The 15,952-nt window shown below is 67.6% G+C and carries 14 protein-coding genes and 1 pseudogene; 6 read left to right on the top strand and 9 right to left on the bottom strand.

The window, feature by feature from the left end:
• Positions 1–43: 43 nt before the first annotated feature.
• From HBE63_RS13575 to HBE63_RS13590, 4 genes are all read right to left on the bottom strand, one after another.
• Positions 44–478, bottom strand: coding sequence for a hypothetical protein (locus tag HBE63_RS13575; protein ID WP_166905207.1), 435 nt, complete (start codon positions 476–478; stop codon positions 44–46).
• Complete coding sequence (locus tag HBE63_RS13580; protein WP_166905208.1) at positions 475–1,734, bottom strand: ArsA family ATPase; 1,260 nt, start codon at positions 1,732–1,734, stop codon at positions 475–477. Before HBE63_RS13580 ends, HBE63_RS13575 begins: the two co-directional genes overlap by 4 nt.
• A complete protein-coding gene (locus HBE63_RS13585) occupies positions 1,731–2,168 on the bottom strand; it encodes an SRPBCC family protein (RefSeq protein ID WP_166905209.1) in 438 nt (145 codons plus the stop codon). The genes HBE63_RS13580 and HBE63_RS13585 overlap by 4 nt, the downstream gene beginning before the upstream one ends.
• A gap of 111 nt (positions 2,169–2,279) precedes the next feature.
• Positions 2,280–2,669, bottom strand: coding sequence for a polyketide cyclase / dehydrase and lipid transport (locus tag HBE63_RS13590; RefSeq protein WP_166905210.1), 390 nt, complete (start codon positions 2,667–2,669; stop codon positions 2,280–2,282).
• Positions 2,670–2,775: 106 nt separating this feature from the next.
• Between HBE63_RS13590 and HBE63_RS13595 the strand changes: the two genes are divergently transcribed.
• Entirely contained in the window at positions 2,776–4,572 is a 1,797-nt protein-coding gene (locus HBE63_RS13595; RefSeq protein WP_166909763.1) for a long-chain fatty acid--CoA ligase, read from the top strand.
• A gap of 8 nt (positions 4,573–4,580) precedes the next feature.
• On the opposite strand, the gene pimB is transcribed toward HBE63_RS13595, so the two are convergent.
• From pimB to HBE63_RS13615, 4 genes are all read right to left on the bottom strand, one after another.
• Positions 4,581–5,723: a GDP-mannose-dependent alpha-(1-6)-phosphatidylinositol monomannoside mannosyltransferase gene (gene pimB / locus HBE63_RS13600; RefSeq protein WP_166905211.1), complete on the bottom strand. Its 1,143-nt coding sequence runs from the start codon at positions 5,721–5,723 to the stop codon at positions 4,581–4,583.
• A gap of 39 nt (positions 5,724–5,762) precedes the next feature.
• Positions 5,763–6,674, bottom strand: coding sequence for a peptidase (locus HBE63_RS13605; protein WP_166905212.1), 912 nt, complete (start codon positions 6,672–6,674; stop codon positions 5,763–5,765).
• On the bottom strand, positions 6,643–7,776 hold the full coding sequence (ripC, locus tag HBE63_RS13610; protein WP_166905213.1) for a peptidoglycan hydrolase RipC: 1,134 nt from the start codon (positions 7,774–7,776) through the stop codon (positions 6,643–6,645). The genes HBE63_RS13605 and ripC overlap by 32 nt, the downstream gene beginning before the upstream one ends.
• A gap of 152 nt (positions 7,777–7,928) precedes the next feature.
• Positions 7,929–8,195 (bottom strand): hypothetical protein, encoded by a 267-nt coding sequence (locus tag HBE63_RS13615; protein WP_208301364.1) that lies wholly within the window; start codon positions 8,193–8,195, stop codon positions 7,929–7,931.
• 170 nt (positions 8,196–8,365) lie between these two features.
• Between HBE63_RS13615 and HBE63_RS13620 the strand changes: the two are divergent.
• A pseudogene (locus HBE63_RS13620) lies at positions 8,366–10,180 on the top strand (DEDD exonuclease domain-containing protein); the annotation flags it as partial.
• Here HBE63_RS13620 and trpD read toward each other — a convergent pair.
• Complete coding sequence (gene trpD, locus HBE63_RS13625) at positions 10,118–11,185, bottom strand: anthranilate phosphoribosyltransferase (RefSeq protein WP_243858722.1); 1,068 nt, start codon at positions 11,183–11,185, stop codon at positions 10,118–10,120. The pseudogene HBE63_RS13620 and the gene trpD overlap by 63 nt on opposite strands.
• A 162-nt stretch (positions 11,186–11,347) precedes the next feature.
• Here trpD and HBE63_RS13630 point away from each other — a divergent pair, with 162 nt between their 5' ends.
• Genes HBE63_RS13630 through HBE63_RS13645 form a run of 4 tightly spaced genes read left to right on the top strand, consistent with a single transcriptional unit; the run spans position 11,348 to position 15,601 of the window.
• Positions 11,348–11,959, top strand: a complete 612-nt coding sequence (locus HBE63_RS13630) for a heme-copper oxidase subunit III (protein ID WP_082940089.1) — start codon at positions 11,348–11,350, stop codon at positions 11,957–11,959.
• Between the two features lie 11 nt (positions 11,960–11,970).
• Entirely contained in the window at positions 11,971–12,804 is an 834-nt protein-coding gene (locus HBE63_RS13635; protein WP_208301365.1) for a c-type cytochrome, read from the top strand.
• Complete coding sequence (locus HBE63_RS13640) at positions 12,801–13,967, top strand: ubiquinol-cytochrome c reductase iron-sulfur subunit (protein ID WP_166905216.1); 1,167 nt, start codon at positions 12,801–12,803, stop codon at positions 13,965–13,967. Before HBE63_RS13635 ends, HBE63_RS13640 begins: the two co-directional genes overlap by 4 nt.
• Positions 13,964–15,601, top strand: a complete 1,638-nt coding sequence (locus HBE63_RS13645; RefSeq protein WP_166905217.1) for a cytochrome bc complex cytochrome b subunit — start codon at positions 13,964–13,966, stop codon at positions 15,599–15,601. The genes HBE63_RS13640 and HBE63_RS13645 overlap by 4 nt, the downstream gene beginning before the upstream one ends.
• Positions 15,602–15,952 lie beyond the last annotated feature (351 nt).

Consider the following 15,952-nt stretch of genomic DNA (forward strand, 5'->3'; position numbering starts at 1 on the left):
TACCACATCAAGTCCTGGATGCCTGCTGAGTCTCAGCGGCAGCTCAATCCGCTGGGCCCTCCACGGTGACCGGGATGTGCTGGTAGCGGCCAGGAGGCGGCGGGGGCGGGTAATCGTCGGGCGGAGACCCCTCCGGCCCGCCGTCGGGGTCCGGGCTATCTCCGCCGGGACCGGTACCGCCACTGCCGGATCCACCGCCGGCGGACTCATCGACCCCCTCATCAAGGACCGCGCGGATCACCGTCAGCAAGGCCACGCTGTGCTCGGCGATGACCGACAGCAGCGGATGCTGCTCGCCGTTGGCCACCGCTGCCAGCGCACACACCGGGCACCACACCTGCTGACACTTGCCGGGTGTGCTGTCGGCCGACGCCGCGAAGTTGGCCGCCGCCAACCGCACCGCCGGATCCAGCCGGTCCAGGATGTCCTGTGCCAATTGCCGCAGCTCCGAACCCAGCTCGGGATGAGACCCCGTCATGCCGGCCACACCTCCGGGTTCGGACGAAAACGTACCGTCAGCTCGCCACCTCGCAATTGGGCATCCGTCACAATGCACCGACGCAGGACGGAGGCCAACCGCACGCGGCGACGCATCCCTGCGACGCCGATGATCAAGTCGTCATCGACGCGACCCAGCGTGAGGCCGGCCGAATCGATCTGCGGCAACTCTAGCCGCAACCGGTACACCGCTTCGAGTCCAGACCCCGACTCACGGTCGACGATGGGCCGCAGCGGGCCCGGCGGCGGCGACCCGTCGCGCCGTCGAGCGCCGTCGATCAGCTCCCCCAGCGCCTTGGCACCGATCGGTTCCCCCGGGACGTGCGGAACCAGCACCAGCTGCACGTCACCGATCGTGGTGTCGAGGTCGTCGAGCACGGTCCGCTGCTCGGCGATCCGCTCGGTGTACCAGTCGAATGCGGGATGCGCCGGCAGGTTCTGGTATTCGAACGAATCATCCTGCACCAAAATCTGATTGACGATGATCTCGGCCACCTCGACGCCCATCAGGGCAAGCGATCCCAGGGTCCGTGAGGCCTCCGCGGCCACCACCCGCTCCGGGGTGAGCACCAGATGTGCGCTCACCCGGGACCCGTCGGTGAGCAGGGTGCCGAGCCGGCGGATACCGGCATCCACGCGTTCGATCAGGGCGACGATCGCCGCACTGACCTCATCGGGTGAGCCCGAGAGTCGGCGGTGCCGCGGCCAGGCCCGCTCCAGATAGAGGCCGAAGGTGTCCGGCAGCGTCAGCATCCGCAGTGCATCGGCAGTCGAGGCGCAGTCCACCACCACGTGATCCCAGCGCCCGGAATCGGCGAGCTCACCCACCTCGTGCAGCCCGAGGACTTCCTGGATTCCGGGAAGTGCCGAAAGTTCTTCAGGGGCAACGTCTCCCAGATCGGACTCGGGGAACCGGGCCGCCAGCGGGCCGGCCGTCTCGGCCCAGCGCGCCCCCAGCAGCGCCAGCGTGTCGAGGGCCAGGGCGTCCAGGACACCGCCTTCGTCGGTCAGGCCGGTGTCCAGATCGCTGAGCACGCGGGTGGGGGCCCGCTGCCCCGTAGGGGCGAGCGCGATCCCGAGGACGTCTCCGGTGGAATGCGCCTGATCGGTGGACACGATCAGCACCCGCTCACCGGACGCGGCGTCCCGGACCGCGGTGGCGGTCGCCAGCGTCGACTTACCTACCCCGCCCTTGCCGACGAACAGGCTTATCCTGGCGGGGGTCGAGGGTGTCACTCAGCCTCTGCTCGTTTCTTGAGGTCTTTGAGCGCGGTATCGGTGAGCCGCCGCTCGGCCTTGCGCTTGAGCAGCCCGATCATCGGGATGACCAGATCGACCGAGAGCTCATAGGTCACCTCGGTGCCGGAACCCTTGGGCGCCAAGCGATATGCACCGTCCAGAGCGCGCAGCAACGAACTGGACACCAGCGACCACGTCACCGAGGTGCGGTCGGCAGGCCACACGTAGGCCAGCACCATGGTGTCCTTGAGTACCGCGGCATCGAGCACCAGCCTGGCGGTCTGGGGATTGCCCTGGGCGTCGGTCTCGAGGACCTCGGCCTCCTTGTATTCGGCCACCCACTGCGGGTATGAGCCGATATCGGCGATGACATCCATCACCGTCACCGGATCAGCGTCGATGTAGATGGTCTGTGTCGTCTTGTCGGCCACCGCCACACCCTTCTCCCCGCCCCGCGGGGGCCCATTGTCCCCCACCCCGCGGGGGCGCCTGGCTCTCGCCGAGAAATCTACCCTCCCGTAGAGCGACGCGGACGACACCGGTCAGGCCAGTCGGGACACTCCGACCGGGCGTGCCGACTCCAACCGCCGCTTGATCCCGAAGGCCATCGTCTTGCCCGCCACGCGGCGTTGGTGGTTCGCCTTTGCCAGATCCATGCCGGCCAAGTCCTTTGCCGTGGCGCCGGACGGTTCGGCGTGCAGGAAGTAATGCAGCACCACCCCGTCCATCACCTGCTCCAGCCAGACCTCCATGGTGCCGGTCAGCGCACCGGTTACATTCCAGCGGTGGCCCTTTTCGGCGCGATCCTCGACGACCTTGAGCACCAGGTCGGGCCACCACCGCCGCCAACTGGCGGGATCGGCGACCGCGGCGCCCACGGCGACCGGATCGGCGCAGACGAACGTCTCGTCGGCGATCTGAATGCTGTTCATCGCGGACTAGCTTCACACATGCGCGATCACCTGCCTACCGCGGCCGACTAGGCTGACCCGCAAAGCCGGTATCACAAGCCTGGAGGGCAAGATCGTGCCTGAGTCAATGCGGGAGTACAGCGTGCCCGCGTCTTTTGCCGTCGGCGAGCACGACAGCATCGTCAGCTCGGTATCCGCACACGCGGCCGACAGCCCCGACCACGTCATCTTCCGGCGCCTGGTCAACGGCGCTTGGACCGACGTGACCTGTGCCGAGGCGGCCGACCAGATCCGTTCGGTCGCCCTGGGCCTGATCGCCGAGGGCATCCAGGCCGGCGATCGCGTGGCGATCATCTCGGCCACCCGCTACGAGTGGCCGATCATCGACTTCGCGATCCTGTCAATCGGCGCGGTCACCGTGCCGATCTACGAGACCTCCTCGGCCGAGCAGGTGCAATTCGTCCTCGACAACTCCGCGGCGAAGATCATCTTCGCCGAGACCGACGCGCACGCCGAGACGGTGGAACAACTGCGCGGCCAGTTACCCGAGTTGCGCAAGGTGCTGCGGATCGACGGCACCGGCACACCTGCGCTGGAGACCATGGCCGCGGCCGGTGAGTCGACCGATGTCGCCGAACTCGACAAGCGGCTGGCCGGAATTCGCTCGGCCGATGCGGCCACCCTGATCTACACCTCCGGAACCACCGGCCAGCCCAAGGGCTGCCAGCTGACCCACTCGAACCTGCTCTACGAGATCAATGGAGCCAAGGCCTGCTTCCCCTCCGAGCTGGCCAAGGGTGAGCGGATGCTGGTGTTCCTGCCGCTGGCCCACGTGCTGGCCCGGGCCATCACCATCGCGGCCTTCGCCAACAAGGTCACCCTCGGCTTCACCAGTGACATCAAGAACCTCGTCCCTACCTTCGGCGTGTTCAAGCCGACCCTGGTGGTCTCGGTGCCCCGGGTGTTCGAGAAGGTCTACAACACCGCCGAGCAGAACGCCCGCAACGACGGCAAGGGCAAGATCTTCGCGATCGCCGCCGACACTGCGATCGAATGGAGTAAGGCCCAGGACACCGGCGGAGCCGGCCTGCTGCTCCGCGCCAAGCATGCGGTGTTCGACCGGCTCGTGTACGGCAAGCTGCGGGCTGCCCTCGGTGGTGAATGCCGGGCGGCGATCTCCGGAGGCGCACCGCTGGGCGCGCGGCTGGGCCACTTCTATCGTGGTGTGGGACTGAGCATCTACGAAGGCTACGGGCTCACCGAGACCAGCGCGGCAATCACCGTGAACCGGGTCAACGACCTCAAGGTCGGCTCGGTCGGCAAGCTGATGCCCGGCAACAGCATGCGCCTCGCCGAAGACGGCGAGCTGCTGGTCAAGGGCGGCGTGGTGTTCAGCGGCTACTGGGGCAACAAGTCCGAGACCAATGCGGTGTTCTCCGACGGCTGGTTCCACACCGGCGATCTGGGCGCCATCGATGACGACGGCTTCCTCACCATCGTCGGGCGCAAGAAGGAGATCATCGTCACCGCCGGCGGCAAGAACGTCGCACCCGCCCTGCTGGAGGACCGGCTGCGCGCCCACCCGTTGATCAGCCAGGCGATGGCAGTGGGCGATCAGCAGCCGTTCATCGCCGCGCTCATCACCATCGACCCGGAGGCGTTCGGAGGGTGGAAGCAGCGCAACAGTAAGGACGGCGACGCCTCGGTCGGCGATCTCGCCGACGACCCGGACCTGCTGGCCGAGATCAACCTGGCGGTCAAGGACGCCAATCAGGCGGTGTCCCATGCCGAATCGATCCGCAAGTTCCGGATCCTGCCCGTCGACTTCACCGAGGACACCGGTGAACTGACCCCCACACTCAAGGTCAAGCGCAAGGTCGTGGCCGAGAAGTTCGCCGCCGACATCGCGGCCCTCTACGGCTGAGCCTGGCTTCAGTCGGACAGCAGCCCGGTCAGCCGGGCACCCTGGGACCGCCACTGCCAGTTGTCGACGGCCCAGTGCCGCCCGGCCACGCCCATCGCGGCGGCGCGTCCCGGATCAGCCAGTAGGTCACCCACCGCCGTCGCCACCGCTGCGACGTCGGTTCCGTCCACGACGCTGCCGGTCTGGCCGTCCAAAACGGTTTCCGGTGCCCCGCCAGAGGTTCCGGCGACCACCGGCACGCCGCACGCCGAGGCCTCCAGGTAGACGATGCCGAGGCCTTCGACGTCCAGGCCCGCCCCGCGGGTACGGCACGGCATCGCGAACACATCGGCCATCGCATGGTGCGCGGGCAGCTCCGCGCCGGGCACCGCACCGGTGAAGATGACGTCGGCGGCCACATCGTGGGTGTGCGCGAGCTGTTGCAGGCTCTGCAGATACGGTCCGCCGCCGACGATGACCAACGCAGCGTCGGGGACGCGGCGGCGGATGGCGGGCCAGGCACGGATGAGCATGTCCTGGCCCTTGCGCGGCACCAGGCGGGACAGGCACACGACTACCGGGCGTTGCCCCAGCCCGTAGCGGGCACGCAACTCGGCCCGGGCCGCCGGGTCGGGTACGAAGCGGTCGGTGTCGACGCCGGGCGACAGCCGTTCCAGCGCCGCCCGGGGACCGAACGCCGATGCGAACCTGGCGCGGGTGTAATCGCTGATGAACGTGACGACGTCGGCATCGTCTCCGATGCGGCGCAGTGCGCCCCGTGCCACCGGCAGCATTGACCAGCCGACCTCATGGCCGTGGGTGCTGGCCACCACACGCCTGGCTCCGGCCCGCCGGGCCAGCGGGCCCAGCAGCGCCAGCGGCGCGGCTGCTCCGAACCACACCGTCTCGATGTCGTTGTCGGCGATCAACCGTTGCATGCGGGTCGCCACCATCGGCTCGGGCACCATCAGGGTGGTCGGGTGCCGCACCACCTGGTATCCGGCCGCGGCGGCCCGGCCATCGAAGTCCGGGCTGCCCTTCCACTTCGGCGCGTACACCGTGAGCTGGTGCGAGCCGTCGCGCACCAACTCGCCGACGAATGCCTCCAGGTAGGACTGGATACCGCCGCGTCGCGGTGGAAAGTCGTTGGTGACCAACAAAACCCGCGTCATCGCGCTATCCCCTGCCATCTGCTCCCCATCGGCGACAGGTTATCCGGTCAGCCAACGACGCCAACGGGCAACCACGGCGCCGAGGTCGGCGCCCAGCGTCTCTCGCACTGCGGAGGTCACATCCGGATGACCGGGTCCACATGCACGCAGATACAGCTCACGCAGCTTCGGAACCCCGTAGGCGTCGGCGACGTACCGGCTGAACCACCACGCCCGGTCGTAGGCCAGGCTGCGGGCCGCGCCGGGGGTGTCGAGATCGGCATCGGTGGGCAGCCGGGCCAGTGCCGCAGCCTGCGCCGGACCGGGTACCGCGGCAGGCGGTCGGCCGACGTAATCAGCCACTCCCTCGGTGAGCCAGCGTGGCGCATCGGCCGCGGTCCGCGACCGAGCCGCGTAATGAAACAGCTCATGGCGCAAAACAATTCGTAACGCAGCCGGGCTCATGCCGGCGGCACCGGGGGCGAACATGACCCGCTGGGCCGTAGTGGTCGCGGCGATGTCGGCGGCTCCGCCGGCCAGCACCCGGAACTGCTGATCGGAACCCGCGACCGCGATCTCGATGTCGCGCGGCCAGTCCCGACCCCAGAACGCCGTAACTGCAGCAGCCGCGTCGGGAAGCTCGGCGGCAAGCCGCTGAAGCAGGGCCGAGGACTGCGGGCCGCCGAGGGCAAGCAGCCGGGCGGTGCGCCCATCGGGCAGCACCATCGAGGTGAGGGGGTCGGGTTGCGGGACGACAGGTGCGACGGCGGTGGTCGACGGCGCGGCCGGAGGCGGGTACGGAGGTAGGGCCGGCGCGGACGTGCGTATCAGCACCACAGCCAGAAGCAGTTCCACGAGCAGCGCGCCGACCAGGACGAGCCTGCGCGCGGTCCGGGTGAAGCCGGCCCAGCTGTCAGCGCGCTCGGTACCGGCAGGCGACTCAGTACCGGCGAACGTTGTAGATCGGCGCATTGTTGACCGGGGCGACCCGAACCGGGGTGCCGTAGGTCGACGCGTGCACCATCATCCCGTCGCCGATGTAAATGCCCACATGGGAGGCATCGGAGTAATAGGTGACCACGTCACCCGGCTGCATCGAGTCAGACGAGACCGCCTGACCGCCGCGGGCCATGGCCTGGCTCGAATGTGGCAGCGAGATCCCGGCGTGCTGGAACGCCCACATCACCAGACCCGAACAGTCGAACGAGCTGGGGCCGGCCGCGCCCCAGGAGTAGGGCGAGCCGATACGGCTCAACGCCGCCTGGATGACGGTGCCGGAATGTCCGTCGCCCCCACCCGGGAGTGCGCCTTCCGGCGCAGCGACGTCGCCGGGCGGGATCCCGTTCGGTGGGTCGGCCAGTACAGCGGGGTCCTGTGGCGGCAACGCCTCGGGTGCAGGCACCGGCGGCGCCGGAGGCAGGGCGGTCATCGCGTCACGCTGGGCCGGGCTCAACGCCTGGTACTGCGATTTGACGATGGCGATCTGCACCTGCAGCTGACTTTGCTTGGATTGCAGGTCGGCGCGCACTGCGGCGGCCTGCTCGGCGGCGGTCTTGGCTTCGGCGGCCGATGTGGCCGACTCCCGCTCGGCCACTGCGGCTTTCTCGCCCACCGAGCGGAAGTTCTTCATCTGCGCCGACATCTCGGTCGCCATCACCCGCTGCACGGCGAGCTGCTCGATCAGCTGCTGCGGAGAGCTGGCGGTCAGAATCGCATCCACTCCGGAGGTGCGGCCACCCATGTACTGGGCCGCAGCTACTTTATTGACTGAAGTCTGAAAGGTTGCCAGCTGCGACTTGGCCTCATCGACCGCCGCGGTGTCATCGGTGTGCTTCTTCTCCGCAATCTCTTGTGCGGACACCTTGTTGTTCAGGTCGAGCTGGGCGGAGTGCATGGCCTCAGTGGTCTGCTCAGCCTGACGGGACAGCTCATTGAGCTTTGCCATAGCATCGTCGGCAGGATCAGCCTGCGAACTCGCGGCCAGGAATCCGGGTATCAAGATCAAGCCCGCTATGACACCTGCAATGGGTCGCTTGACACGACTTGTGGGCCGGTGCGCGCGGTCGTGCCTCAAGTTTTCGTCCTCACAACTGGCGATGGCGAGCCGCCTCGAACTGCTCTTAGGTCTCAGATAGGTTACGAAACGGCATCGGGCTTGTCCAACAGAAGGTGCAAATTTAACAGTCCACCCTGAATATTTTCCTGTGCACGAAACGTTGCGTGTCGTCAGGCGACGCCGGATCTGCCGCTCCGGTGAATTGGAACGAGCCGCAGTCGCGGCGCAAGGCCCACGTCAGCGAGTACTTCCAGCGCCTGACGCTCGTCATCCAGCAAAATTTCCGGGACTCCGAGCAGAACACTGACGACGCAGTCCTGGCATCCGGGCCCGCGTACCGCGCAATCGTCGCAGTCGATGGTCACGCTGCCGGTGTCGGCCTCGCGGAGGTACTGCTCGTCAGCGTAGAACCAGTTGTCCTGGCGTATTCCGCTCATCGTTGACCGTCCTTTCGATCGGTGTTGCGCGCACCGTATCGCCGCGCACCGACAAGGAGCGCAGCGGATTGGAGCGAAGACCCGACATAGTTGGGTCCGCGGATGGGTCCGCGGGCGACACGGGGATGCCTGGCCCCCGCTTGTCGGGGGCTGGACCTACCGTCATCTGCATGGGCCAGCGCAACACCGCCGAAGCCGAGCAGCTGGCCCTGCAATTCGATCCCGGCTCCGGCTTCGACACCGTTGCGCTCGCCGACACCACCTTCGTGGTGGTGGATCTGGAGACCACCGGGGGCCGGGCGACCGCGAAAGCACCCGGGGACGCCTACGACGCCATCACCGAGATCGGCGCGGTCAAGATTCGCGGCGGTGAGGTGCTCGGTGAGCTGGCCACCCTCGTCGATCCCGGCCGCGCCATCCCGCCGCAGATCGTCGAGCTCACCGGGATCACCACGGCGATGGTGCGCGACGCACCGCGCATCGAATCGGTGCTTCCCGCGTTCCTGGAGTTTTCCCGGGGAGCGGTGCTGGTCGCCCACAACGCCGGTTTCGACATCGGTTTCCTGCGCGCCGCGGCGCAACGGGCCGAGCTCGGCTGGCCGCGGCCCCCGGTGCTGTGCACGGTGAAACTCGCCCGCCGCGTCCTGACGCGGGACGAGGCGCCCAGCGTGAAACTGTCGGCCCTGGCCCGGCTGTTCGGTGCGTCAACCACGCCCACCCACCGCGCCCTCGACGACGCCCGCGCCACCGTCGACGTCCTGCACGCCCTGATCGAGCGGGTCGGCAACCAGGGCATCCACACCTTCGCCGACCTCCGGAACTATCTGCCCGACGTCACGCCGGCCCAGCGCCGCAACCGCTCACTGGCCGACCGGCTGCCCAACCGCCCCGGCGTCTACCTTTTTCGCGGCCCCTCCGACGAGGTGCTCTATGTCGGCACCGCGGTCGACTTGCGACGCCGGGTCCGGCAGTACTTCACCGGTGCCGACCCGCGGGCCCGCATGAAGGAGATGGCCTCACTGGCGCGCGTCGTCGACCATGTCGAATGCGCCCACGATCTGGAGGCCGGGGTCCGCGAGCTCCGATTGCTCGCGGCCCACGCGCCGCCGTACAACCGGCGCTCCAAATACCCGCAGCGATGGTGGTGGGTGGCCCTCACCGACGAGGCCTTCCCGAGACTGTCGGCGGTGCGAAACCCTGGGCACCGCACCGCTTTCGGACCGTTCTCGGCCCGGTCCGACGCCGTACAGTCGGCGGCGCTGCTGGCCCGGTTCACCGGGGTGCGCACCTGCACGGCCCGCTTCGGGGCGGCAGCCACGCACCGCTGTCCGGAGGTCGAACTTTCCCCGTGCCCCGCCCCGCAGGACGTCGCGGCCGCGCAGTACGCGGCCGCGGTGCAACGCGCTACCGCACTGATCGACGGCACCGACCACAGTGCGCTGGCGGCCACACTGACCCATATCGGCGAAGTCGCGACGGCCCGGCGGTACGAGACCGCGGCCCGGTTGCGCGACCACGCCGCGGTGGCCATCGAGGCGCTGTGGCGGGGGCAGCGGTTGCGCGCCCTGGCCGATCTGCCCGAACTGGTCGCGGCCCGCGGCGACGGCACCGGTGGTTGGCATTTCGCGGTGATCCGCCACGGCCAACTGGCCGGGGCGGGGACCGCCGGGCGCGGGGTTTCGCCGATGCCGGTGGTCGACGCGATCTGCGCGGCAGCGCAGGTGATCCTGCCCACCGCAACGCCTTTGGGCGGCGCACTCGTGGAGGAAACCGCGCTTGTCGCGCGCTGGCTGGCCGCGCCCGGGGTCCGCATCGTGCGCACCGACAGCGGCTATGCGACGCCGATCGGGGCCGCGGGCCGCTACGCGGAGTGGGCGGCCACCGCTCGCTCGGCGCGGGTGGCCGCGGCCCAGCAGCAGAACTCAGAACTGCAGGCTGAACCGCACCCAACGCGCGAGCAGCTGTTCGGCCGCACCCGAGTCGATCGCCTCGACGGCCCGCGCCAGACCGGACTCCCACGCCGGCACCCACTTGGCGTCGCTGGCTAGCCCGGCATGGGCGACCATGGCACCCGCAGCGTTGAGCACCACTGCGTCACGCACCGGCCCCTTGGCCCCGCCCAGCACGGCTCGCGCCTCCGCAGCGTTGGCCGTGGCGTCACCGCCGACCAACTCACTGATGTCGGCACGCTTGAAGCCGAAGGCCGCGGGGTCGAACTTCAACCGGTCCACCGTTCCCGCCTGTACGCGCCAGATGGTGCTGGTGGTCGTGGTGGTGAGCTCGTCGAGACCGTCGTCGCCGTGCACCACCAGCACGCTGGAACCACGGGCCGCGTACACCCCGGCCATCACCTCGGCCAGGTCGTCGAATGCGCAGCCGATCAACCCGGCCCGCGGCGCGGCCGGATTGGTGAGTGGTCCAAGCAGATTGAAGACCGTGGGCACCCCGATCTCGCGGCGCACCACCGACGCGTGCCGATACGACGGGTGGAACTGCGGGGCGAAGGCGAACCCGATACCGACCTGGGCGACACTGCGCGCCACCTCGTCCGGGCCCAGGTCGATCCGCACCCCGAGAGCCTCCAGGGTGTCGGCGCCTCCCGACAGCGAGGACGCCGCCCGATTGCCGTGTTTGATCACCGGAACGCCGCAGGCCGCCACCACGATGGCCGCCATGGTCGACAAGTTGACCGTGTTGGCCCCGTCGCCACCGGTACCGACGATGTCGACGGTCTCGTGACCGATCTGATCCGTCGGCACCCGACGTGCGTGCGACAGCATGATGTCGGCCAGTTCACCGACCTCGGCCGAGGTCGGTCGCTTCATCTTCATCGCCACCGCGAAGCCGGCGATCTGCGCCGGGGTCGCCACGCCGGTCATGATCTGGTCCATCGCCCATCCCGCATAACCGTTGGGCAGGCTCTGGTCAGTGGTCAGGCGCCCGAGAATGAGCGGCCACGACGGCGCCGCCGGGGAACGTGGGGAGGACAGGTCCGCCGGCGGGAACTGAGATGAAGATGCAGGAGCCACCGCCGAATGCTATCGCTGCGCGGGTGTGCGCCCCGAGCCCTGCCGGCCCAAAGGCGACACGTTTGAGATCAATTGCTCGACCCGGGTGGAGTTCGACAACTACAAAGCGTCATACTTGCGGATGTGACGAGCGCTGTAGGTACCTCGGGAACGGCAATAACGTCGCGCGTTCATTCGCTGAACAGACCGAACATGGTCAGTGTCGGCACCATCGTGTGGCTTTCCAGCGAACTCATGTTCTTTGCTGGACTCTTCGCGATGTACTTCACGGCGCGCGCGCAAGCCGGTGGCAACTGGCCGCCCGAGCCGACCGAACTCAATTTGGCCCTTGCCGTTCCGGTGACGCTGGTTCTGATCGCGTCATCCTTTACCTGCCAGATGGGCGTGTTCGCCGCCGAGCGCGGCGACGTGTTCGGGCTGCGCCGGTGGTATGTGATCACGTTCCTGATGGGCCTGTTCTTCGTACTGGGCCAGGGATACGAGTACATCCACCTGGTCGAGCACGGCACCACCATCCCGGGCAGCGCCTACGGTTCGGTCTTCTATCTCGCGACCGGTTTCCACGGCCTGCACGTCATCGGCGGACTGGTTGCGTTCATCTTGCTGCTGGCCCGCACCAAGATGAGTAAATTCACGCCTGCACAGGCCACCGCGGCGATCGTCGTCTCGTACTACTGGCACTTCGTCGACATCGTCTGGATTGCGCTGTTCGCCACCATCTACTTCGTCCGCTGATCGGCCGGCCGATGTTCGATTCGATGAGAAGGGGTTCGATGACCAGCAAGTCGCGCCGACGACTGCGCCGACGACTGTCAGCAGGTCTCCTGCTGTTGGTCGGCCTGTCAGTCGCAGGTGGTGTTGCGGCCACGCTGACACCCACACCGCAGGTCGCAGTCGCCGACGAATCTCAGTCGGCGCTGCTGCGCACGGGTAAGCAACTGTTCGACACGTCGTGCGTTTCATGCCACGGCGCCAACCTGCAGGGTGTGCCCGATCGCGGGCCCAGCCTGATCGGCACCGGCGAGGCCGCCGTGTACTTCCAGGTGTCGACCGGTCGCATGCCCGCGATGCGCGGTGAGGCCCAGGCACCGTCCAAGCCCGAGCACTTCGACGAGAACCAGATCGACGCCCTCGGCGCCTTCGTTCAGGCCAACGGTGGCGGCCCCACCGTGATCCGCAATGAGCACGGCGGCGTGGCCCAGGAATCGCTGATCGGGTCCAACGTGGCCCGCGGCGGCGACCTGTTCCGGCTGAACTGCGCGTCCTGCCACAACTTCACCGGCAAGGGCGGCGCGCTGTCCTCCGGTAAGTACGCTCCCGACCTCAGTGATACCGAGCCGTCACAGATCTACACCGCGATGCTGACCGGGCCGCAGAACATGCCCAAGTTCTCTGACCGGCAGCTGTCGCCGGAAGAGAAGCGCGACATCGTCGCCTACGTCCGCGAGTCGGCTCAGACCCCGAGCTACGGCGGCTACGGACTCGGTGGCTTCGGGCCCGGGCCCGAAGGCATGGCGATGTGGATTATCGGAATGGTCGCCGCTATCGGCATCGCAATGTGGATCGGGGCACGAGCATGACCGACAACACCCCGAAGATCCCCAGCGATGACGAGCTGGCCTCGATGTCGCGTGACGAGCTCGTCGAGCTCGGCGGCAAGATCGATGGCGTCGAGACCATCTTCAAGGAGCCGCGCTGGCCGGTCCCCGGGACCAAGGCCGAGAAGCGCACCGAGCGCCTCGTCGCGTACTGGCTTCTGCTCGGCGGGCTTTCGGGTCTGGCGCTGTTGGTGATCTTCCTGTTCTGGCCGTGGGAGTACCAGCCTTTCGGTTCGGAGGGTGAGTTCCTCTACTCGCTGGCCACCCCGCTGTACGGCCTCACCTTCGGCCTGTCGATCCTGGCGATCGGTATCGGCGCGGTGCTGTTCCAGAAGAAGTTCATCCCCGAGGAGATCTCGGTCCAGGACCGCCACGACGGGCGCTCCCCCGAGTTGCACCGCAAGACCATCGCGGCCAACCTGACCGACGCCCTGGAAGGCTCGACGGTCAAGCGCCGCAAGCTGATCGGTTTGTCGCTGGGCATCGGCCTCGGCGCATTCGGGGCCGGCACGCTGGTGGCCTTCATCGGCGGGTTGATCAAGAACCCGTGGAAGCCCGTGGTGCCCACTGCCGATGGCAAGAAGGCCGTGTTGTGGACCTCGGGGTGGACGCCCCGATTCCACGGCGAGACCATCTACCTGGCTCGCGCGACCGGGCGTCCCGGTTCGTCTCCGTTCGTCAAGATGCGGCCCGAGGATCTCGACGCCGGTGGCATGGAGACGGTCTTCCCCTGGCGCGCGTCTGACGGCGACGGCACCACCGTCGAGTCCGAGCACCACCTCACCGAGATCTCGATGGGTGTGCGCAACCCGGTCATGTTGATCCGCATCAAGCCGGCCGACATGCCCCGCGTGGTCAAGCGAAAGGGCCAGGAGAGCTTCAACTTTGGTGAGCTGTTCGCCTACACCAAGGTCTGCTCGCACCTGGGCTGCCCCTCGTCGCTGTACGAGCAGCAGACCTACCGCATCCTGTGCCCGTGCCACCAGTCGCAGTTCGACGCGTTGCACTTCGCCAAGCCCATATTCGGTCCGGCTGCGCGCGCGTTGGCGCAGCTGCCCATCACCATCGACAAAGACGGCTACCTGGTCGCCAACGGCGACTTCGTCGAACCCGTCGGACCGGCATTCTGGGAGCGCAAATCATGAGCCCTGACCTTGCCAAGATCGCTGGCGCACAAGGCGATGCGATCGATTCCCGTTATCATCCTTCGGCGGCGGTGCGCCGGCAGCTGAACAAGGTGTTCCCCACCCACTGGTCCTTCCTGCTGGGTGAGATCGCGTTGTACAGCTTCATCGTGCTGCTGATCACCGGTGTCTGGCTGACGCTGTTCTTCGATCCGTCGATGGCGCACGTCACCTACGACGGTGTGTATCAACCACTTCGCGGTGTCCAGATGTCGCGGGCCTACGAGTCCGCACTCGAGATCAGCTTCGAGGTGCGCGGCGGGTTGTTCGTCCGCCAGATCCACCACTGGGCCGCGCTGATGTTCGCCGCGTCGATCATGGTGCACATGGCGCGCATCTTCTTCACCGGTGCGTTCCGCCGCCCGCGTGAGGCCAACTGGGTGATCGGCTCGCTGCTGCTCATCCTCGCGATGTTCGAGGGTTACTTCGGTTACTCGCTGCCCGACGACCTGCTGTCCGGCATCGGTCTGCGCGCCGCGCTGTCCTCGATCACCCTGGGCATGCCCATCATCGGAACGTGGCTGCACTGGGCGCTGTTCGGCGGGGACTTCCCCGGCGAGATCCTGATCCCGCGCCTGTACGCACTGCACATCCTGCTGATCCCGGGCATCATCCTGGCCCTCATCGGCGCGCACATGGCGCTGGTGTGGTTCCAGAAGCACACCCAGTTCCCCGGCCCCGGCCGCACCGAGCACAACGTGGTCGGCGTGCGCGTGATGCCGGTGTTCGCGGTGAAGTCGGGCGCGTTCTTCGCCCTGATCACGGGCGTGCTGGGCCTGATGGGCGGCCTGCTGACGATCAACCCGATCTGGCAATTGGGTCCGTACAAGCCGTCGCAGATCTCGGCGGGTAGCCAGCCCGACTTCTACATGATGTGGACCGAAGGCCTGGCGCGTATCTGGCCGGCCTGGGAGTTCTACCCGTTCGGCCACACCATCCCCGCGGTGGTCTGGGTCGCGTTGATCATGGGCGGTGTCTTCGGCCTGCTGATCGCCTACCCGTTCATCGAGCGGAAGGTCACCGGCGACGACGCACACCACAACCTGCTGCAGCGTCCGCGCGATGTACCGGTGCGTACCGCGATCGGTTCCATGGCAATCGCGTTCTACATGGTGCTGACCCTGGCCGCGATGAACGACATCATCGCGTTCAAGTTCCACATCTCGCTGAACGCGACCACGTGGATCGGCCGTATCGGCATGGTGGTGCTGCCGGCCATCGTGTACTTCATCGCCTACCGCTGGGCCATCTCGTTGCAGCGCAGCGACCGTGCGGTGCTGGAGCACGGCATCGAGACCGGCATCATCAAGCGTCTGCCGCACGGTGCCTACGTGGAGCTGCACCAGCCGCTGGGACCGGTCGACGATCACGGTCACCCGATCCCGCTGGAGTACCAGGGTGCTGCGCTGCCGAAACGGATGAACAAGCTCGGTTCGGCCGGCTCGCCGGGCACCGGCAGCTTCCTGTTCGCCGATCCGGCGGTCGAGCACGACGCGCTCACCGAGGCCGAACACGCCTCCGAGCACAAGGCACTGACCGCTCTGCGCGAACAGCAGGAGCGAAACGGCAACGGGGACACCAACGGTCATCACTGACCACTCCCCTACCCCAAACAATCGCCGCAACCTCTTCGGGAGGTTGCGGCGATTGTTTTATGTGGGTGGTCTTGGGCTGAACTCGTCGCCCTCGGGGGCCCAACTTCCCCTTCACGTGTGTAGCGCTGTGGCGGAAAAGTGGTCGAGAAATCGCCGCAGCGCTACACACGTGAGCGATCAGTCCCGCAGTTGAGGCTGAAGTGACCCGGCAAGCGCAAGCGGCAGAGTCATGCGCGCCCGCAGCGCGCGCTCGCGTCCGCGGCGCCCGCCTGCGCCGGCAGAACTCGTCGCCCTCGTGGGGCCCTACCCCGACTTCGCGTGTGTAGCGCTGTGGCGGAAAAGTGGTCGAGA

The sequence above is a fragment of the Mycobacterium sp. DL440 genome, assembly GCF_011745145.1.
Taxonomy (GTDB): domain Bacteria; phylum Actinomycetota; class Actinomycetes; order Mycobacteriales; family Mycobacteriaceae; genus Mycobacterium.